This window comes from Ezakiella coagulans, from assembly GCF_003096635.1.
Classification (GTDB): Bacteria; Bacillota; Clostridia; order Tissierellales; family Peptoniphilaceae; genus Ezakiella; species Ezakiella coagulans.
In genome coordinates, this window is sequence record NZ_QEKV01000003.1 from 136,545 (window position 1) to 157,457 (window position 20,913).

Annotated in this window: 13 protein-coding genes; all 13 read right to left on the reverse strand. The window is 35.2% G+C overall.

Translation table 11 applies throughout. The features are described 5' to 3' along the window. Positions 1 to 256: 256 nt before the first annotated feature. Positions 257 to 10,990, reverse strand: a complete 10,734-nt coding sequence (locus C7381_RS03490) for a SpaA isopeptide-forming pilin-related protein (RefSeq protein ID WP_116479901.1) — start codon at positions 10,988 to 10,990, stop codon at positions 257 to 259. Between the two features lie 562 nt (positions 10,991 to 11,552). Beyond that, positions 11,553 to 14,174 carry an alanine--tRNA ligase gene (alaS, locus tag C7381_RS03495; RefSeq protein WP_116479902.1) on the reverse strand — a complete coding sequence of 874 codons (2,622 nt, stop codon included), beginning with the start codon at positions 14,172 to 14,174 and terminating at the stop codon, positions 11,553 to 11,555. Positions 14,175 to 14,238: 64 nt separating this feature from the next. After that, complete coding sequence (locus tag C7381_RS03500) at positions 14,239 to 15,456, reverse strand: AI-2E family transporter (protein WP_116479903.1); 1,218 nt, start codon at positions 15,454 to 15,456, stop codon at positions 14,239 to 14,241. Positions 15,457 to 15,585: 129 nt separating this feature from the next. Beyond that, entirely contained in the window at positions 15,586 to 15,957 is a 372-nt protein-coding gene (locus C7381_RS03505) for a RidA family protein (protein ID WP_034546514.1), read from the reverse strand. Positions 15,958 to 15,990: 33 nt separating this feature from the next. Further along, positions 15,991 to 16,335 (reverse strand): ribosome silencing factor, encoded by a 345-nt coding sequence (gene rsfS, locus C7381_RS03510; protein ID WP_034546513.1) that lies wholly within the window; start codon positions 16,333 to 16,335, stop codon positions 15,991 to 15,993. 3 nt (positions 16,336 to 16,338) lie between these two features. Next, the gene (gene yqeK / locus C7381_RS03515; RefSeq protein ID WP_116479904.1) at positions 16,339 to 16,905 is read right to left on the reverse strand and encodes a bis(5'-nucleosyl)-tetraphosphatase (symmetrical) YqeK; all 567 of its coding nucleotides are present in this window, start codon (positions 16,903 to 16,905) and stop codon (positions 16,339 to 16,341) included. A gap of 7 nt (positions 16,906 to 16,912) precedes the next feature. Further along, the gene (nadD, locus tag C7381_RS03520; RefSeq protein ID WP_116479905.1) at positions 16,913 to 17,494 is read right to left on the reverse strand and encodes a nicotinate (nicotinamide) nucleotide adenylyltransferase; all 582 of its coding nucleotides are present in this window, start codon (positions 17,492 to 17,494) and stop codon (positions 16,913 to 16,915) included. Next, the gene (locus C7381_RS03525) at positions 17,478 to 17,774 is read right to left on the reverse strand and encodes a YhbY family RNA-binding protein (protein WP_116479906.1); all 297 of its coding nucleotides are present in this window, start codon (positions 17,772 to 17,774) and stop codon (positions 17,478 to 17,480) included. Before C7381_RS03525 ends, nadD begins: the two co-directional genes overlap by 17 nt. Before the next feature lie 2 nt (positions 17,775 to 17,776). Beyond that, positions 17,777 to 19,036 carry a GTPase ObgE gene (gene obgE / locus C7381_RS03530; RefSeq protein WP_116479907.1) on the reverse strand — a complete coding sequence of 420 codons (1,260 nt, stop codon included), beginning with the start codon at positions 19,034 to 19,036 and terminating at the stop codon, positions 17,777 to 17,779. A gap of 105 nt (positions 19,037 to 19,141) precedes the next feature. Next, positions 19,142 to 19,435 (reverse strand): 50S ribosomal protein L27, encoded by a 294-nt coding sequence (gene rpmA, locus C7381_RS03535; RefSeq protein WP_034546506.1) that lies wholly within the window; start codon positions 19,433 to 19,435, stop codon positions 19,142 to 19,144. A 2-nt stretch (positions 19,436 to 19,437) separates the two neighbouring features. Further along, positions 19,438 to 19,755 carry a ribosomal-processing cysteine protease Prp gene (locus C7381_RS03540; protein WP_116479908.1) on the reverse strand — a complete coding sequence of 106 codons (318 nt, stop codon included), beginning with the start codon at positions 19,753 to 19,755 and terminating at the stop codon, positions 19,438 to 19,440. After that, positions 19,755 to 20,069 (reverse strand): 50S ribosomal protein L21, encoded by a 315-nt coding sequence (rplU, locus tag C7381_RS03545; protein WP_034546501.1) that lies wholly within the window; start codon positions 20,067 to 20,069, stop codon positions 19,755 to 19,757. Before rplU ends, C7381_RS03540 begins: the two co-directional genes overlap by 1 nt. A 221-nt stretch (positions 20,070 to 20,290) precedes the next feature. Beyond that, positions 20,291 to 20,905 (reverse strand): hypothetical protein, encoded by a 615-nt coding sequence (locus tag C7381_RS03550; protein ID WP_116479909.1) that lies wholly within the window; start codon positions 20,903 to 20,905, stop codon positions 20,291 to 20,293. Between the last annotated feature and the right edge of the window lie 8 nt (positions 20,906 to 20,913).

Below are 20,913 nucleotides of genomic sequence, written 5' to 3' on the forward strand. Positions count from 1 at the left end.
CATTGTCGACTCATGCCTTTTTTGTATTCTTTTCCGCGACAATTCTCCGTGGATTGTTTTGCTCCACACCGTTCTCTTATATCTTGTTTTTGATTATTATAAAGTCGCTCTCGCGAACATTTAACTGTGTCAGTGTCGCAATATACCTTTCCGTATATCTGACGCGACAATCTCGTGGAAATCCGTTCCACATAATCTCCATACCGCAAATGCGTCTTCGCACTACGGATCGTGTAACCGTCTTTCGGTCATACTATTATTCATAGAGGGCATCCCTCCTTTGAATAAACATATATGCTCCCGCCATCATAATCATCATACCGATGAATACAAATGGAAGTGCTCCAACCCCACCTGTGGCAGGATATTCAGCCTTGAAGTTTTCAATTTGAATTGGATTAACTTGTGCTTTACCGCTTTCAACATCCACCAACAAATTAGCTTGTGCTATATCAGTTACTTTTTTATTCTTGTCTACATAATTTCCGGCTTTATTTACCTCGTAAATCTTACCGCCTTCAACCTTGAATATCAAAGCATAATCAAGAAGCTTTGTATAACCTGAAGGTGCGGTTGTTTCTTTTACTGCATAAATTCCATCCTTCAATTTCTCGAATTTAAAAGTGCCTTCTTCATTTGATGATTCGACAGTGTAGCCTTTGTCCGGATTATCCGGTAGTAAATTTCGTCTACTATCATATTCCTTAACAATGTTAAAATCTCTGTCAACCATCGCAAATTGCAGGTTTCCATCTTTCTTTATATACTCTTTACTAATATAATGCTTTTCAGCCATATATAAAGTGAACTTAGCACCTTTAAGCTTTACACTCTTGTTTTCTCCGTCAACCTTTTGGAATTCAATCTCCGGATTTTTGTAGTTCTTAATAATAGTAGTATTATCCTTGATATCTACAATCTCACCATTTTTATTGACTGTGAAGTGTGATACCTTTTCTTTAGGTGTTGGATATCCATCAGGAGCTTTTGTTTCCCAAACTTCGTAATATCCCGGTGCAAGTCCTTCCCAACTAAACTTACCGTCTTCACCGGATACTCTTAATGATTCATCATCAAAAATTCCGTCTTTCTTAAGTTTAAATTCTGCTTTTGCAAGTGCCTTTCCATCACTTGAGAACACCGGTTTTGGAGTCTCTATAAGCCCATTCGAACCTTCTGCAGCTCCTTGCGGTTTCGTATCAACCGCAGTTCCGGCTATACTACCGTCAACCTTTGTATATTCGATTTTGTTTTTGTAGTTCTTAAAGGCTAATTCTATATCACCGTCGCCGTCTGAGCTCGTTTTTTTCAAGCTCTTATAAAGACCAACCATTTGATAGTATCGTTGATTTCTTTCATTGTAGTTAATATACTCACCATATAATGCAAATCTACTTTCATTTGGTTTTGTTACTTTTCCTTTAACTATAACACGATACGTCAAATTATCAAAGTAGTTGCCATTCAAGGACAATATCATCCCATCATTTGTTTTATTAACACTATAATATTCCGATCCCAGATCAGATAAATTTGGCTCACTATCTTTGATTCCAAATGACCATGGAAGATAACTATTTCTATTGTTCAAATACTCAACTTGAACATCTGTAAATTCGACCTCAGAATTTGAGGTAAATTGTATCTTTTTACCATATGTGTTTATATTTTTATGGTTAAGATAGAAATTTGCAATAAATTCATCTGTGTCTTCATCATATTTAACCAAACATGCATTTACCTGAACATCATCGCCATAATTGTATTGAACATTAAAGTTTTTGCTTAACTTTGAAGTTCCAGCAGTTACTGAAACAGCTATGGTGTCTTTACCGTCTTTATGTCCCGGAACTTTAATTCTATTTACTGCCATCAACATTCCAATATTAATATTTTTAATATCGTAGTGTTTTGCATATTCTGTAAATGTGTAAGTTATTTCTCTTCTGTTATCATCATTTATTTCTGCTGTTGCAAGAAGACCTGCCGGGCCGTAGATATCATATTCATCATCATGAGACCTTCCAATTCCGTCCAAATCAACATTTTCACTTGCAACAACCTTGAAAGTATCACCTGGTTGAATATGTGCGTTTTCATCTACTTTATATTTTAGATTTGCTTGTATAACTTCTGAATTGTTAGGTGTTATATAGTAGTCATCATTTATGATAGAGGTCATTTTTGATTCTATAGAATTTAATATCAATTCATTCGAAACATCTCTACCTGTTGGAGTACCTTTTTCCCATTTCTTACCTATCAAAACAACTCTAACTTCACCGTCTACAATATATCCCGGTTTTGTCGAAATCTCTTTAACATAATACTTATCGTAAGGAAGATTTGTAAAATTAATTTCACCCTTTTCATCAGTTGTAAATTCTCCAACCAAATCTCCTCTCGAATTATATAAGTTAAATTTTACACCTTGAAGACCCTTGTTGTTTTCATCGGTTTTAAGAATTTTGAACTTTCCATCTCCCGGTTTACTGTTAAGAATCTTTATATTTTCGTCAGTTTGAGGTTTGTATTCCCCATTCTCCATTATAAACACTTTTCCATCATCGTCGATTTTGAATAATTTTACATCCTTATTTAGCACATAATATCCTGCCGGTGGATCTGTTTCAACAACTTTATACTCTCCAGGCTTTAGACCGCTGAATTTAATTTTACCCTTAGCATCTGATATTGCTGTATACACCGGATTAAAGTCGACATAATTCTCGCCATTTTTTATTTGTAGGATAAATTTAGCACCGGTTAATTTTATTTCATTTCCATTTTCTTCAGCTATTTTTTTAAATTCAACTTCGTAACCTTTGTACTTGTTGGAAATATTGAACGAGAATTCATTTCCATCTTTATTCGGTTCAACGTTGTTAGATTCTTTTTCTCCATCTAACCGATTTACATTAAATGTAGGAAGGAATTCATGACTCATCGGGAAGTTTACATACGTAATTCCGGTTATCGGTTTATAACTTCCCTTTTCTACATTTGCCTTAGGTTTAAATTTGAAAGAGTATGTGTTAGGAGCACTGTTAAAGTAAACATATTTTCCAGACCAAGCTTTATCATTAACATTTTTATCTTCAAATTCAAAATGCTCAGTATCGAAATACATATTCAGTTGTGAGTATCTGTTATCATTTGGATAAGAAGTACCCTTAGTGTTAACATTTACAACATATCCATCCCCGGATTTTTCTATAACCGGACTAACATCTAAAACATGTTTTTGATAATAAGTGAAATTCCAAGTTCCAATTGCTTTTGTATTCGGATTATCTATTCCAAACACAGTTTTAGAAACTGTTGAATTTTCTGTTACTTCAACTGTATTATCTTTTCCAACAACTACTGTCCAAGTTTTATTAGTTTTTTCATAACCTTTAGGTGCTTCAAGTTCTCTGATAATATAAGTTTTTCCAGGTTCGAGGTCTTTGAATGTTGCTTTTCCATCTTTTCCGGTTGTTACGGTGTATGGTTTATCATCTCTTTTAACTTCTTTACCGTTTTCATCAAATAGTCCGAATATAGCTCCAGCTATTTTTTGATTGTTATTATCTTCGTCAACTTTTATGATTGTGACTTTTATCTTTTCTTTTTTATTGACAACTTGGATTATTTTCTTAGAGTCATTTATTTCAACAACTCCATCTCCAATTGGTGTTGATGAGTCAACTTCTGTATTTGAAACTTTTAATTGTGTTCCAACTATACCCTTCATAAAAGTTCCGAAATCCGGGTCACAATACCAATTATAGTTTATATATCTGTCTTGTACAATTGTTTTTCCTATGTCCGGATTTGGTTCTTTGTATCTTGCATTAATCTCTATAACATAAGCAGCGCCGTTCCATCTTCCAGGTTCCCCTGCACTCATGAATTCAATCTTTTTATTTGATATAATATTCACTTCTTGGGTCGATGGAATTGTTTTATTTGTTCTTAAATATTGATCAATGTTTCCTTTTGATTCTCTCGGCACTTTGTAAACAGCTGTAGTTATATCTTGGTTTGTATTTGATGCAGATAGTTCTAACACAGTCTTCTTGTTTGGTCCATTTCCCAAATTCGGATTAGAATCAGGATTCAAATATATTCTCGTTTTTACATGATTGCCATCTTTTTCAATTACTTTTGAATAAATATTCATAAAAGCCGGATAACCACCATGGTGAGAAAGCATTTGCTCTTCATTCAATTGTTCAGAAGTCTTTCGTACCTTTCTACTTCGACCATTGGTTTGAACTTGGAAGATTTCATCGTCATTTTCTACTCCTGTGAAACTTACAACACCTTCAGCAGATACTGTTACATTTACCGTTCGTAAAGTTGCCTTATGCTTATCAGGTGGAACTGTTTCTTTGAGTGTATAAGTTCCTTCGCTTAACCCCTTAAACTCAACAATACCTTCTTTATTGGAAGAATTTCTTCTTATAACTCGTCCGTTTGAATCTAACAATATAAATTCAGCTCCAGATAATGGAATATTATTTCCATTGTTATCTTTTTCTTCGCTGACCTTTTTTACAATAAATTCACCAGGTTGTTTCTTGTTATAAACAGTTAAGTCATAATTTTTTGGTTGAGGTATTATAACATTTCCACCGATAGCTGCACCCTTATTCAATGTAGGTCTCATTTGAGCAATACCCATGCTGGAATAATTGCCTGCCTTGTGAGCCATAAATGTTTGCGTGTAGGTGTTTTCAAATTTCGTAGGATCCGTAATTTCGTAAAACTGCTCAATTACATATCCTTTACCTTCTTTTTTAGTTTCGACAGGTAATGTTACAAAAAATTGATATTGTTGAGTATCATATAATTGCGGGTGATATTTATCTTTTATATTAACTCTGCTTTTATCAAAGTCAATAGTTACCCCATGGTCACTAACCTTGCCGTTGCTTTTACCTTTAATGCCATCAAATGTTGCTAAAGGTTTATAAATGCCAGGATTTTCAGAAGGTCTTATACCACATGACAATGGCATATTGTCTGGATTTGGTGTTTCTAGAACTTCATATACTACCACTTTTGTTGGTTCAAAAGCAGGTTCTTGTTTGTCTCCAAACAAAATTTCTCTTCCATTATTTACACTTGAACCATAATATATTCTTGCAACTGTGTCGCCATTAGAATATTTTTTTCCAAAAACATTGAATAACGCAATGTTTCTCATCATATATCTTTTTTCCGAACTATCCTTATATATGTCGACATTTTCAGTAATATACTTTACATTTCCGTCTTGACCGTAGAATTGTTTTAAGTCGGCATTAACTTCTGTATCTATCCTCTTTTGATTTTCACCGACATTTATTATGTCTCTAAACTTGTATATTCCGTTGTTTTTTACATAATACTTTGACGGTCTTATGCTATTTAATTCAAGTTTTACTTGAAAACTGTCATGATTATTTACATAATCTGTGTCGGACAGTGTATATTTGATTTGATTGTTTCTATAGTCAATCTCACCCTTTGCAACTTCTTGATCGTTAACTTTCAGTACAGGAAGCTCGCCAGACCATTGTGTGAAGTTCCAGTTATCATCAAAGTCCATGACCCACGAATCTCCAACCCCACAATTCTCAAGATTAAATTGAGCTTCAAACGAGTACGATTCATAAGCTGCTTCTTCCCAAACGCGCGGTCTCTTTCCATAATTATTGGACTCGTTAAGATACATTCTAGGCTCGCCAATAACAGTTATTCTTTTTGTTCCTTGTAAGCCTGATGTACCACCTGTATTGTTTTCTCCAACTTTGTAGAGATCTCCTTCTTCAACTTGTTTTCCATTTTTATCAACGGCATCGTAAATAATTGAACCATCAGGATTTACAAATACATTAAATGTTAATTCAGGATTATAGTATCCACCAGGTGACTTGGTTTCTTTCAAAGTATATTTCCCCGGTGCTAATTTGTCAAAAGTAAGCTTACCACCAACTTCTGTTGTTCCGGTTCTTATTATTTGTCCAAATGAATTATATAAACTAAATTCAGCGCCTGAAAGTTGATTATTCTTATCATCAAGCTTTTGAATATTTAAAGTAGTTCTTTTAGCTTGTGTGTTTACAACAGTAAATGTCGGAGCAAATGCTGCATTTCTTTTATTTAATGCAGGAATAAGCGTATCGCTTTCTATTTTTGTTTGTTTCTCAATTTTAGCATTATCAAATTTAGTATTGAAAACATTTACATTAGGTTCTGACATTGTTAGCCATCTGTATGAAAATGTGCTGTTTAAATTTTGGTCGTTGATTTTACCTGTTATTTTTATTAAGAAAGCCCATCCTTTAAAGTTCTCAATAGGTTCTTTTGGATTAGGTACACCAAATCTCTTATAAGGAATCATTATCGCGTGAACGTTTTTACCAAGAAATCCATCCGTATAATTTGCTTCTTTAACTATCTTTCCACTTTTATTGTCAATACCACTAATGTCATTTCCGAGTGAAAGTTGATTTGCAGTCTTGCTATACATTGCATTTCTAACGTCTTCTCTTTTACTTGGACCTACGTCAAAGATTTGTACAGCCGTAATATTTAAATTATCGCCAAACATAGAAACTCTAGTACTTCTATCTGTGGAGCTATATTCTGTGCCACCCGGTCCGAAAGAATTTACATCTGGTTTTAACATGATATACGAAGTGATATTATTATTTTTGTCAACTTCTGTATATTCGAGTGTATTCATATATCCCGGCCATGAGAACGAGCCATTATAATATTTAACATCACTTTTCCATGATGTACCTTGATTTGTATTCTCTGAAACAGCATTCGATATGAGGTTCTTTGTCCATTCAACACTGCCGTCATCTCTAACTGTAATAGTGTCTGTTCTCGTGTTTTGTTCATATCCTTCAGGAGCTTTTGTCTCTTGTAAAGTATAAACTCCCGGTGGAATATTAGTGAATTTAATACTACCTGATGAGTCAGATGTTCCTTCTATTTCAAAGTTGTCTGGAGAATTGTTTCCACCATTGTTTTTTAATCCATAAATCTTAAAAGTTGCACCCGGTAAAGGACGGCCATTTTCATCTTGTTTGTTAATATTTATTTCACCAGGCTTTAAATTTGTCTTTTCAGAAATATAGTTTTGAATTTCATATCTTCCTCTAGCAATTTCATAAGTTTTATAAACTTCTCCACATTGAAGATTTGTGCCGATTGTTTCATCAAATTTTTGACTTATACTATATTCAATTTTTTTAGGTTTTCCATTTGCATCAATGTTCCATAATTTTACTGCTTTAATTTTTGTGTCAATTTCATTTCCTTTTACAGGATTATCTTCTTCCTTTAGAATTGTTGTTGAAAAAATTTTCGGCGGATTTTCATCTGAAGTTAAAGTAATTGTTTCTCCTGGATATTTTGAGTCAGTGACCCTTTTTGACCATTTAACATTTACATCAACATCTCTATATTTTGAAATAACTCCATCAGATAGTGTATAAGTTTGCAGTTCGTCTGATTTTAAAAGTTTTGTTTTGTATTCGTAAACCGCAATTGTTCCCGGAGTAAATGTTTTATCTCCGTCTAATTTACCGGCTGCAATAGGGTTATTCTTTTCTATTTTTCCCTTTATTTGATGCATTTTACCGTCATCAGGACTGTCAGGACTATTGTAAAGACCGTAGTATGCAACATTTAAAGAATTAAGTTTTTGATTTTCACTTATATTTCTTTCAATAAGCGGTAGTGTCCCTTTGTCGCCCGACGAAACTTCTTCTGTCAAAATCCATTCAGCAGTATCTTCCGATGTAAACTTACCAGAAATTGTAGTTCTGTTTGAATAGGTCATGTCGTTAGGTGAAACCATTTCAAGTCTGGCACCTTCATAAGCCGGCATAATCAATCTTACAGCTCCGGTCTTCTTTACACCACGAAGCTTTGCGGCTATATCGAGAACATAAGCTTTTTGCTCAGAATCTACCTTAGTTTTAAACTTAAATGTATAAACACTTTCTGAATTGTTATGACCGTCAAAATATTTTGAATCATTGATAAGGAACTTATCTCCCAAATCGTTGTCAGTTAAGGTTACTCCTTGCCCATTAAGATTTACTTCTTCTATTGCTTTAAGTCCTGAATTTCTAACTGCTGTAAAGTTTGTAATAAGATTTAGATTTTTACTATTTAAACTTTCTCCATTACCATCAAAAACTACAGTCCAATTTATAGATGTAACTTTTCCATTTTCAACAACCGGACTTGCATCTGCGTTGAACGAAACTTTATATGAAGGTCCATATTCAAAAAATTCGTATCCATCATTTAAATTCGGTTCCCCATTTTGATTAACATCTAAAGTAAAGAGTGACGGAATTTCTGTTCTCGGATCATCTTTTCTTACCGTTATAGTCGGCATTCTTTGTTCATGGTTATCTTTTGGTGTAACAGTTATATTTACATCAATTATCTTTTTATCGTCAATCGCTTTAGTGTCAAATGCCAAAAGCTGATCTATATCTATTTTCTTTGTTTTAAGAACATCTTTGACATATTTGTAAGTTATTGTGTGAGTTGCTTCATTGTAACTTGGTTCGGCAACTACCTCTCTTGGGTTATCCGGATCATATAGTGGTTTTAAAATCGGCTTTGAATTATTATCGTATTCCGGTTTTAAATATGATCCGATATTAACATCAAATGTCCATCCTTTTGGAATCTTCCAAACCGGAATAGCTTTTGCAGTCATTGTTGTTTTCAATCTGAATTTCTTTGTTTCAAATGAAGCTCCACTATATTGAACCGGTGTATTTCCGAGTACCAATTTTATTGTGTTGTTGTCATCTTCCGGAGAAATTTCGAGTTCTTCCGAATTGCCTTCAGAATCTTCAATTCCTTCAGCGCCGCGAACTGCATCCGCTATCAAGTTTTCACTTACGTCGAGCATATTGAGTAAAGCTGCTTTTTCTTCTTTGATTTGTTTGAATTCTTGCTCGATTTCAACTTTATCCGTGTCGAGGTCTTCTACAAATGTGTAGACGATTTTGTGTTCTTCAGCAATGTATTCAGCTGTTGCAACAACTTTTCCGTCGATTTGAATGTCGTTTGCACGTCCTTCTTCACCATTTAATATAGGAAGAGTTTTACTTAGGATTTCAACTTCGAATTTATCGCCCTTAACGATTTTTCTAGAAGCTTTCATTGTTGCTTTAAGAAGAACGTCGAAGTCTCTCGGTTGACCGAAGCCCAACATGCTTGACGTTTCGAGGGTGTGATATAGATTTTGGAATGAGTATTCAACTGCGTCAAATGTGACTTCTGTTGCAACTCTTTCAATAGAATCGATATCGCTTTCGCCGATTGTTACGAGGTCAGCATATTGATTTTCAGTTTCTTCTATTATTATAGGTTCATAGATTTTTAAATCTTCGTCTTCGTTCTTAAGTTCAACTGCTTCCAAAGATGTGAGTTCTTTGTAGAGTTCATATTCTTCATCAGATAGTTCGATGTCATCATAAGGAACGTCAATTTCTTTTGCGTTAAAAACAATTTTATGAACTGAACTTTGAACCGGAGCTTTTTCTTCAATCTTTTCAGATTCTTTGTTTTCTTCAGTCTCAGCTTTTTCTTCAACTTTTTCTTCAGTTTTTATTTCGACTGTTTCGTCTTTTGTATCTTCAACTTTCTCGTTTTCTTTTTCAATGTTTTCAGTTTCTTCTTCCGGAGTTGTTGGTTCAGTTATTTCGATTGGTTCATCTTTTTTGTCTTCTTCCGGATTTTCTTTTGTTTCCTCTGCCGGTTTTAATTCCGGAGCGATTTCCGTTGATTCAGAAACTGTTGCATCAATTTCTTCCGGAATGATGTTGGATGTTACATTCCAAATTGCGAGTTGAGTTATAAGTTTCTTTCTAATATTTTCAGTTTCTTTTGTTTCAGCACTTCTTTCAAGAATTGCCTTTACTTTTCCAATGGTTTCGATATCATATCTATCCCATGTATATATATCCTTTAAATCGAAAAGAGGTCCATCTTTAAGCTTTTTGTCTACGCCGTTTCCAATAGGTGTTAATTTGTGTGGATCAAGTGAATAGGCTACAACAGGATTTTCCTTTTCGCCTTTTTTGATTAAATAAAGTGAAAAATCCAAGCCATTACGGAATTCTTCTCTTATTAAATTTTGTTGGAAAGCTTCAAAAGCTTTTGCTTCGTCTTTGAGATTTTCATCTACAGTAAAATCAATTGTTAAATCTTGACATCCATCCATGTGGATTGTCATTGTTTCGTCTTCGTAAATCTTGTCGTCTAGTCTGACTTTTTGTCCATCAGACTTTCTCGTTCTCGTTATTATTGTAAATTCATCGTTGATTAAGTCTTCGATGTTGTACAAGCTTCCTGAGCGACCTGTTTTAATTTCAACCAATAGTTCTGTTAAGTCCAAGTCTTCTCCAGGTCTATAAACCGTTTTCGGTGCTCTGTAAATGCTCCAAGGTTTTACAAGGTCTGTGCTCCATGGAAGAACGCCTGCATTTTCGTGATGTTCTTCATCTTCGAAAGATGCATCTTTCTTTTCTTCTTTTTCGTTTTCTTCAGGAATAATTATTTCTTCAGGAGAAATTTCAGAATTTTCATTTGTTTCTCCTTCTTCAATTTCATCTCCCCCGACTACAATCGTCGTTGTCGATTTTTTCCCTTCTGCAGGAACGATATCGTCGCCCCTCGGTGTAATTGTGTCCACCGGTTTGTTTTCATTTTTTTCTATTATAGGTTTTTGTTGTTCAATCGTTGCACTCGGTTGTTCCGGATTTAGTAGATCCACCGTTTTGGTGCTATCTTCCTCCGACGGGGTCAATAAGTCCACCGTATTGGTGTCATCTTCACCCGGTATTAAATCAACAGTTTTCGCTCCCAGTTCGGGGTTGAACAAGTCAACTGTTTGAGCTGCAAACATTACTTGTTGAAATAACATCAGAAGTGCAAAAACCAATGATAGAATTCTCTTTGAATGGCTTTTCACTTGAATGATCTCCTTTCAACTTACAATCCATTTGTAAATTACATTTATTATACAACTTATTGTGGTCAGTGTCAACCTATTTTTAAAAAAAGTTTCAAAAAAATGAAAAAAAAATCGAAATAATAACATTTTCTATTTTTCTTAATTAAAATTTTGTTTTACTGTATTTTATGTATTTTTATTTAATTTATTTTTCGTTCAATATATTTTTAAGTTGCGTTTTTCTTAAATAATTAGTATTAACGAGCATTTTTGTATTGTTTTTATATCAAAATTCTCATCATCAAGAATAATATTTACTTTTTATTAACTATTCCTATTCAATTTCAGATTTTATATTACATGTGCCTAAGTGTGCTCAAAGTCACTATACAACTCGAGTACACAAATTCTGACAAAATAGTTACAAAGAGTTGCTATTACTGTGACTGTGTTTTTTAAAGAATATATGACCACAATATATTGTATCTATATTGATTTTTTACACAAAAAAATACCCTCACGTCCTATTGGACTTTCGGGTATTTTCTGTTAATTTTAGTATATTCGATTTATATTATCATTACTTTATATAGTCTGCTATTTTTTGGAAGACGTCATTGACTTTATCAACATCTTTTGCCCCTGCCATAGCCATGTCAGGACGTCCGCCGCCGTTTCCTCCAAGGGCTTTAGCAATATTTCTAACTATATTTCCGGAGTTTATTCCTTCCTTTACAAGTCCTTTTGACGCCGCAACAAGAAGGTTGAGTCCGCCGGCATTTTTGGCTGCAAGAATTACAAGTATCGAATCTTCCTTGTTTCTTATTTCATCGGCAATGTTTTTAAGTTCATTTGCTTCGACTCCTTCAAAAACTTTAGCCAAAACTTTGACGCCGTTTATTTCCTTTATTTCTGATGTCATGTCAGAAGCAGCGTTACCAAGAAGTTTTGCTTTGATGGATTCAATTTCTTTTCTTTGTTCCTTCTCGATTTTTTCCATTTCGCCGAGACGTTGCTCAATATTTTCTCTCGTCGTCTTCATTCTGCCTTCAATCGACTTGATGAGTTCTTCATTTTTAAGCACATACTTATATGATGCGTGTCCTGTGATAGCTTCAATTCTTCTTACCCCGGCCGCAACTCCTGTTTCTGAAACTATTTTAAAAAGTCCGATTTCAGAGGTGTTTCTAACGTGTGTCCCACCGCAAAGTTCCATTGAGAATGGTCCCATTTTAAGAACTCTTACAACGTCTCCGTATTTATCTTCAAATAGTCCCATAACTCCTTCAGCTTTTGCTTCTTTGAGAGATTTTATTTCTGTTACAACCGGAATTGATTCCAAAACTTTTTCGTTTACAATTTTTTCAACTTCTTTAATTTCTTCTTCAGTCATTGCTTGATAGTGGCTAAAGTCAAAACGAAGTCTTTCAGGATCTACGAGAGAACCGGCTTGATGAACGTGTGTTCCCAAAACTTGACGAAGAGCAGCATGAAGAAGATGCGTTGCCGAGTGATTTCTTCTAATGTCATCACGTCTTTTTACATCGATTTTTGTCGAAACTTCTTCACCTTTTTTTGCAACACCTTCAACCGTTTTACAAATTTGAAGATACAGTCCGTCTTTTGTCTTTTTTGTATCCAATACTTCAAGTCTAAAGTCGTCGCCTATGATTTCTCCAATATCTCCAACTTGTCCACCGGATTCACCATAGAACGGCGTGTCTTCGAGGATTACAATTCCTTCTTGATTGAGAGGAAGTTTATCTGTTTTTTTGCCGTCAACATAAATATCTGTAATTTTTGTAGTTGTTTCGTTCAATTCATAACCGGAGAATTTTCCGATTTCCGAATCGAATTCCATTTTGGAATCTTTCTTCCAACCTGAGTCGGATTTGTCAAGTGCTTCTCTTGCACGAGTTCTTTGCTCGTCCATCGCTTCTTTAAATCCATCTTTATCGTAGCTTAAGCCCTCATCTTCCAAAATTTCTTCGGTTAAATCTGCAGGGAATCCGTATGTGTCATAAAGAACGAATGCATCTTCGCCGGAAAGAACTTTTTTCATTTTTGCCTTCAAATCGGCAATTTTTTGTGTCAAAAGTTCTGTTCCTTGTACAATTGTTCTTTGGAATCTTTCTTCTTCTGTATTTAAAACTTCAAGTATAACTTTTTTATTTTCAATGAGTTCAGGATATGCCCTGCCCCAGCTTTCAATGACTTCCGTTACCGGTGCTTCGAGGAATCCTTTTTTGATACCGAGAAGCATTCCGTGACGGCTAGCACGTCTTATAAGTTTTCTAAGAACATATCCGCGTCCTTCATTTGAAGGAACAACACCGTCTGAAATCAGGAATGTGATTGCTCTTGAGTGGTCACCGATTATTCTGAAGTGAACATCATCGTTTTTATCATCGCCATATTTCTTTCCACAAATGTCTCCAACTTTGTCCATGATTTTTCTGATTGCTTTTATATCATAGACGGAGTCAACATTTTCCATTATACATGCGATTCTTTCAAGTCCCATGCCCGTGTCGATGTTCGGATGTGGAAGAGGATGGTATTCACCATGAACGTCTTTATCAAACTGTGTGAAAACAAGGTTCCAAACTTCGAGGAATCTGTCACAGTCACAGCCCGGTTTACAATCAGGGCTGCCGCATCCGAATTCTTCACCTTTGTCATAGTGAATTTCCGAGTCCGGACCCGAAGGACCGACTTCTAGTTCCCAGAAGTTATCTTCTTTTCCAAGTTTTACAATTCTTTCAGCAGGAACACCGATTTCATCATGCCAAATTCTATATGCTTCATCGTCTTTTTCATAAACCGAAACCCAAAGTCTTTCCTTAGGCAATTTCATAACTTCCGTCAAAAACTCCCATGCCCAATGTATTGCTTCTGTTTTAAAATAGTCTCCAAAGCTGAAGTTTCCAAGCATCTCAAAGAATGTAAGGTGACGAAGCGTCTTTCCGACATTATCTATATCGCCTGTTCTTACGCATTTTTGAGATGTTGTCATTCTCTTTGCCGGCGGAGTTTCTTCGCCTGTAAAATACTTTTTAAGAGGTGCCATTCCTGCACCGATTAATAATAGGGATTTGTCATTCTTTGGTATCAATGAGTATGAAGGATGGAGCAAATGTCCCTTGGATTCAAAAAATTTTAAAAATTTCTCACGTATATCGTGAAGCTCTATATTTTCCATAAAAATTCTCCTTTAATATATAAAAAGAGCCGTGATTTTCGTTTTAAACGGCTCATATTTTCTTTTAATCTAATTTTTTCTTAGCCTTTATATTTTCCATGTAGTATCTGTAGACAACTTCAATAGCAATAACAAGCGGAAGAGCGAATATCATGCCTATGAATCCGAAAAGGAATCCACCTGCAATCGTTATTATAAGAACAATCATCGGGTGATAGCCAAGCTGATCGCTCATGATTTTCGGCCCGACTATATTATTTTCGGTCCATTGCAAGAATAGAAACATGATTATGACAAATATCGCTTTTGTCGGGCTGTCGAGAAGCGCGAACACCGTCGCGGGTGCAAGTCCCAAAAACGGTCCGATGTATGGGATTATGTCCGCAAACATCGTTATTATTCCGATTACGAGTGCGAAGTCGACCCCAATGATTCCGAGAAATATTCCGACTGCGACGCCTACATATACTGCCATGAGGATTTTACCTTTTACATATTTGAATACGCTCATGTCCATTTGCTTTCCAATTTCAATGGATTGTTCTCTATATTTATCCGGAATCAGTTCTTTAAGTTTTTTTATAAAGATTTCCTTATCATTTAAGAGATAAAAAACAAAAATCGGAACCAAAATTGCAATGAAGATTTTACTAAATGTACTCTTTACACCGACCAGCATGGAACTGAAATCGAAGTTTGACATGCCTAATTTCCCAAATATATCCCGCACTTGAAACTTTTCAAGATTTAGAACATCTCGCCCGAAGTGTTTGTGTGAAAGGTCAATGATTATTTTTTTCGCCTGTTCCAAATATATCGGAAAATTGTTTATCAGCTTTGAAAATTCGCTTATTGTACGAGGTAATAGGCTCACCATCATAAATACGAGAATTAAAAACAGTGCAAGGAATATAATTAGTATCCACCACTGACGCTTAACCTTAGGATATCTTTTTTCTAGCCATTTCACAAGCGGATTTAGGACATACGCTATTACAACAGATGTCAAAAATGCGTTTAACAGATATCGTAGGCTGTTGTACGATTTAAAAATCGCAACAACTATTGTGATGCCGGCAAAAATCAAAACATATTTTAAAATTTTTCTTAAATCCAGTCGCACTTTCCTTTTATCATCGACATAATTGTTTCCGATATTTACCATATAATATGTCGCAAACATGACGAATATTAAAGAAAGTATCATGAGTGCAATTTTTATTCCGCTTTCAAGACTCATTCTCGGCAACTGAATTTTAAGCACTTGATTTAGTTTATCCATTATTCACCTCCACCACAAAACATATTTATTAAATTATACTACTTATTGAATTTTTTTGCAAGATAAAGATTCTTAAAAAAATACCTCCCGAATTGAAATTTTAACATTTCAAACGAGAGGTCTTCTATTTTATTTGTATGCGATTGCTTCGATTTCGATTACGCCGTCTTTCGGAAGTCTAGCTACTTCAACACAGCTTCTTGCCGGTTTGTGGCTACCGAAGAATTCTTCATAAACTTTGTTTACTTTTCCGAAGTCATTCATATCCTTTACATAGATATTTACTTTAATGATATTTTCAAGCTTACCGCCTGCTTCTTTAACAATTTCAAGAACATTTGTTAAAGATTGCTTTGCTGCAGCTTCGATATCCATTACGAGTTCGCCGTTTTCAGGATTGATCGGAAGTTGTCCGCTTGTGAAAATTAATCCGTCATGTACCATTCCTTGTACATATGGTCCGACTGCTGCCGGAGCTTTTTTTGTGTTAATTGATTCCATATAATCCTCCTTATATAAAAGCACTTGGCTTTATTAATTATTTGATTTTATATCGCGTTCCGTCCAAAGTCTTTCGAGATCATAGAACTTTCTAGCTTTGATATCGAATATGTGAACTATTACTTCGCCATAGTCTAGAAGAAGCCATTCATTGCTTTTTCCTGTACTATTGTTCAATTTTTCAAAGCCTTCCTTTTCCATTTCATACTCAACATTGTCTGCAATCGCAAACATTTGAGTACTGTTTGTTGCAGATGTTATAACAAAATAATCCGCAAACGAAGCCTTGCCCCTGATATCTATGACTTCGGTGTCATAACCGATTTTATTTTCAATTGCCTTTTTTATAATTTCAAGTTTTTTATCTGTGTTTTCCAATATTTACTCCTTTAATAACAACCAATTTCTCGCTTCTACAGTGTCGGTTGCGATGAACTCGCCCCTGTCTATCAAAAGCTTTACAGTGTCTCCAAAGACTGCAATAAGAGCTTTATCAATATCATTCCTTGCCAATTCTCTAAACTCATCCACCCGCGGATAATCTCTGCCTTGTTCGAGTTTGTCCGCAAGATAGACGACTTTTTCAAGCATCGTCATATTTCGTCTGCCTGTTATGTGATACCTTATCGCGTCAAGAACTTCGTGGTCATACACTCCAAACTCATTTTGAGCGATGTACATACCCAAAATTCCATGAACCAGATTGTAGTCATATACAAGTTCATTTTCCAATATTATACCAAAATTTTCAATCTTTTTCAATGCATCTTCTTTCGATTGCCACTTACCGGAATCGTGTAGAAGCCCCGCAATCTCAGCTTTTGATTCATCGACTCCCCAAATTTTTGCAAGCTCCATCGACATCTTCATAACGCGAATCGAGTGCCCAACGCGACGTTCGCTCAAATGTGCTTTAAGATATTCAATAGCTTTATCTCTATCAAACATATATTCCTCACCTTAAAATTTCATTAATATAATCGTAGGTCTTATCTGTTACAAAAAATCTGACATCTTTTTCTGCATGAATTTGTTCTCTCACAAATGTACTCGACATTTCAAGCAGAGGGTTATTCAAAAAAATAAATTTATTCTTGTTTTTCTCATATAATTCATTTGACTTGAACTCGTAACCGCCTCGTTTTAAAACTATAATGTTTACAAGTTCCAAAATTCTTTCCGGCTTCACCCACTTCGGGAACGAAAGAAAGCTGTCCATCCCCATTACGAGATACAGTTCATCATATTTCTCTCTTAGCGTCTCGACAGTTTTATAAGTGTAACTTATGCCCTTCATCTTATATTCCACATCTGTAACATGAACTCCCGGAATTTCTTCAAAAGTTTCCTTTACCATGTCGAACTTTTCATAAACATTTATTCCTCCATCTTTCTTGTGTGGAGGATCATACGTCGGAACAACCAAAAGTTCCTTAGGTTCAAGTTCATTCATAAGATATTTTGCCATAATGACATGAGCAATTGTCGGCGGATTAAAACTGCCGCCGTATATTAGGACTTTATTTTTCAAGTTCATGCAACAATTTGTTCTTTTCGCTCTTTCTATAAATAGAAAGATTGCTGCCGAGTTTTGCCAAAAATTCAACTCCGAGCTTTTCTTCAAGTTCGCCGAAAAGCTCCATTACCTCAACGTCAGAATTGTTTAAAATTTGTATTTTCATTATTTCATTTTTATTCAAATATAAATCAATTGCTTTTAGAGTTTCCTCTTTTATGCCGTCTTTACCAATTCTCATCGACGGCTTCATTGTATTTAATTTTGATTTTAGAAATGCTCTTTCTTTTGATGTTATCATATTTACTCCATGTGTGAAAATTCATACCCAAGAATGTCGACCGTATCTCCATCTTCAATTCCAAGATTTTGAAGCTCTTCATTTATGCCTTCTCTTTCAAGGAATAAGTCAAAACGTCTTACTGAATCTGGCTCACTGAAATCTGTAGACCTGAAATAATATTCAACCTTGTCACCAGAAACGTGAAATACTCCATCTTCAACCCAAACCTTTGTCGGATTTTCATTTTGAATGAGATGCGTTCTTTTCTCATCGAGAACAACATCTGGTATGTTCTTATTTATATCATAAATTTTGTATTCAAGTTCTTTTACGCCCATTCGAGTTGCTGCAGAAACCACAAATGTCTTTCTGCCCGTTTTTTCCTCGATTTCTTTTCGTCTTTCGTTGAGCGTTTCTTCGTCAATAATATCTGACTTGTTTAATACAATTATTTCTTCTTTTTTCCCTATTTCTTTGCTGAACGACTCCATTTCATGTCTCAATTTCAAATAGTCCTCAAGTGGATCTCTACCTTCTGAGCCACTCACATCAAGCACATGAACCAAGAGTTTAACTCTTTCTATATGTTTCAAAAACTTAAAACCGAGTCCGGCACCTTCAGACGCACCTTCAATGATTCCCGGAATGTCTGCAATTACAAAAGATTTTCCCTCTTCAATCATGCAAACTCCAAGATTCGGCTCAAGCGTCGTAAAATGGTAGTTAGCAATCTTCGGTTTCGCTGCACTCATAATAGATAGGAGCGAACTTTTTCCTACATTTGGAAATCCAACAAGTCCAACGTCTGCAATGAGTTTCAGTTCAAGACGAATGCTCGCCTCTTCACCTTTTCTTCCCGGCTCCATGAATGTCGGAGCTTGTCTTGTTGAGGTTCTAAAATGCCAATTCCCGCGACCACCACGGCCACCTTCAACGACAAGAAATTTTTCGCCGTCCTCTTTAAAATCATAGAGGATTCCTTCGTTGCCGACTTGCCTTACTATGGTGCCGAGCGGAACATATAGAAAAAGATCTTCTCCGTCTTTTCCCGTTTTTAAATTGTTCATTCCGTTTTGCCCATTTGTCGCCTTAAATTTTGTCTTGTAGCGATAGTCAATGAGCGAATTTAAATTCGAGGAACCGACAAGATAAATCGAACCGCCTCTGCCACCATCACCGCCGTGTGGTCCGCCTTTCGGTTCATATTTTTCACGTCTCCAGCCAATGTGTCCATCGCCACCGTTTCCGGCCTTCAGCTCAAGAGTTACAATATCAAACATTTCTTCACCTCTCTTACATAAATTATATCAAATCAAAACTCCACTTTCAACAGCGGGTTCATTTTTATAAAAAAAAGGTCACATATGTGACCTTGAGTTATCTAATTAAGCATTAACAACTTCGCGTGGATATACGCTTACCTGTTTGCGCTTTTTGTCTTTTCTTTCGAATTTAACAACACCATCAATCATTGCAAATAATGTGTCGTCTTTTCCTTTTCCAACATTTGTGCCCGGATGGATTTTTGTTCCACGTTGACGAACGATAATGTTGCCTGCCAAAACTGCTTGACCGTCACCTTTTTTGGCTCCAAGACGTTTTGATATAGAGTCTCTACCGTTCTTTGAACTTGCAGCACCTTTTTTGGATGAAAATAATTGCAAATTTAATTTTATCATCTTTATTCCTCCTCTAATGTAAGTTTAATAAAATCTCCATAGCCTTCTTCAAGGCTCCTTATGCCTTCAATAAATGTGTCGAACAACAAGTCGACATCTTCTCCTCGCCTTGCAAGCGAAAGGGTCATGAATCCGTCTTTTATTTCAACATCAAGTTCATCCTCAAGGTCTAAATTGACCACAAGCGAGCGATAAATCGTATGACTTAAAATTGAAACCGCCGCACAAACTATATCATACCCATGATCGTCGTAGTCAGCATGTCCCTTTATTTCGAATCCAATGTGTTCCTTATTCCTGAAGGCCACTATCTTAATCATTAGATAGCCAATTCTTTGATTTCAACTCTCGTGAAAGGTTGTCTGTGACCTCTCTTTTTTCTTTGATTCTTCTTGGCCTTATATTTAAAAACGATGATTTTCTTTGATTTGCCATTCTTTAGAACGCTAGCCTTTACAGTAGCGCCCTTTACATATGGTTTACCAACAGTAATCGCCCCATCGTCACCAGATACAAGAAGAACTTTGTCGAAAACAACTTCGCCGCCTTCTTCAATGTTTAAGTTTTCAACGTGAAGAATTTGGTCTTTTTCAACTTTGTATTGTTTTCCACCAGTTTCAATTATTGCGTACATATCTACACCTCCAAGTGATTTAGTCTCGCCGATGTCAAGGCTGACAGTTGTCATTCAAAGCCCGACTCGAGCGGAAGATTACTCGTATATAATATCACATAAATTTTTGTTTGTCAAGAAAAAATATACTTTTTATTTATTTTAATTTTATTTTTAATACTTTTAGAAATAAAAACCACCTTTACCAATTGTTCAGTAAAGATGGTCTTCAGATTTAAAAATCAGATTTTATTTTTATAGTAATCATCACAAAATGCGTGCCATTTTATTTCATACTCATCATGAGATACCAAAGCCATATCCTTCGCTTTTTTTATTCCTCGTTTCTTTGTTTCTTCAACAAAAAATTCTTCTCCCTCAAATCCATCCGTTATATAGCCGTAAACATGCGAAAATCCGAGCTTATATGCAAGAAAAAGTCTTGTATGTCCGTCAAGACAAACATATTCGCCGTCATATATATCAAGTGGAATAATAACATCTTCTTTTTTGCGAACAAATGTTTTTACTGCATTTAATTTATTTTCATCAACAAAGAATTGAAGCGGCTGAATTCTATCGATTTCAATTTTAAAAATCTCAATCCTGTCGAAACATCTTACAACATTTCCATCCTTATCATAGAAAGTTGTAATATGCTTTGAGTAAAAACGAAATTCTTCAATAACATCGTCATAAAATTCTTTATTGCCCTTTATTATGGCCTCATAACTTGAAGTAATTTTTATTTCAACCGGATATTTATTTTGAACAATATAACAACCATGTTCATTAAGAACTTCTCTATCAAAGCGTTCATCGTCATATGTGTCTATTCTTCTGATTTTTTCGTTCATGTCGATTC

Excerpts from the sequence above, each read along its gene's own strand:
- rplU (WP_034546501.1), bottom strand. The coding sequence starts at position 20,069 with ATGTACGCAATAATTGAAACTGGTGGAAAACAATACAAAGTTGAAAAA.
- C7381_RS03540 (WP_116479908.1), bottom strand. The coding sequence starts at position 19,755 with ATGATTAAGATAGTGGCCTTCAGGAATAAGGAACACATTGGATTCGAA.
- rpmA (WP_034546506.1), bottom strand. The coding sequence starts at position 19,435 with ATGATAAAATTAAATTTGCAATTATTTTCATCCAAAAAAGGTGCTGCA.
- nadD (WP_116479905.1), bottom strand. The coding sequence starts at position 17,494 with ATGAACTTGAAAAATAAAGTCCTAATATACGGCGGCAGTTTTAATCCG.
- yqeK (WP_116479904.1), bottom strand. The coding sequence starts at position 16,905 with ATGTTTGATAGAGATAAAGCTATTGAATATCTTAAAGCACATTTGAGC.
- C7381_RS03525 (WP_116479906.1), bottom strand. The coding sequence starts at position 17,774 with ATGATAACATCAAAAGAAAGAGCATTTCTAAAATCAAAATTAAATACA.
- C7381_RS03500 (WP_116479903.1), bottom strand. The coding sequence starts at position 15,456 with ATGGATAAACTAAATCAAGTGCTTAAAATTCAGTTGCCGAGAATGAGT.
- alaS (WP_116479902.1), bottom strand. The coding sequence starts at position 14,174 with ATGGAAAATATAGAGCTTCACGATATACGTGAGAAATTTTTAAAATTT.
- C7381_RS03550 (WP_116479909.1), bottom strand. The coding sequence starts at position 20,905 with ATGAACGAAAAAATCAGAAGAATAGACACATATGACGATGAACGCTTT.
- obgE (WP_116479907.1), bottom strand. The coding sequence starts at position 19,036 with ATGTTTGATATTGTAACTCTTGAGCTGAAGGCCGGAAACGGTGGCGAT.
- C7381_RS03505 (WP_034546514.1), bottom strand. The coding sequence starts at position 15,957 with ATGGAATCAATTAACACAAAAAAAGCTCCGGCAGCAGTCGGACCATAT.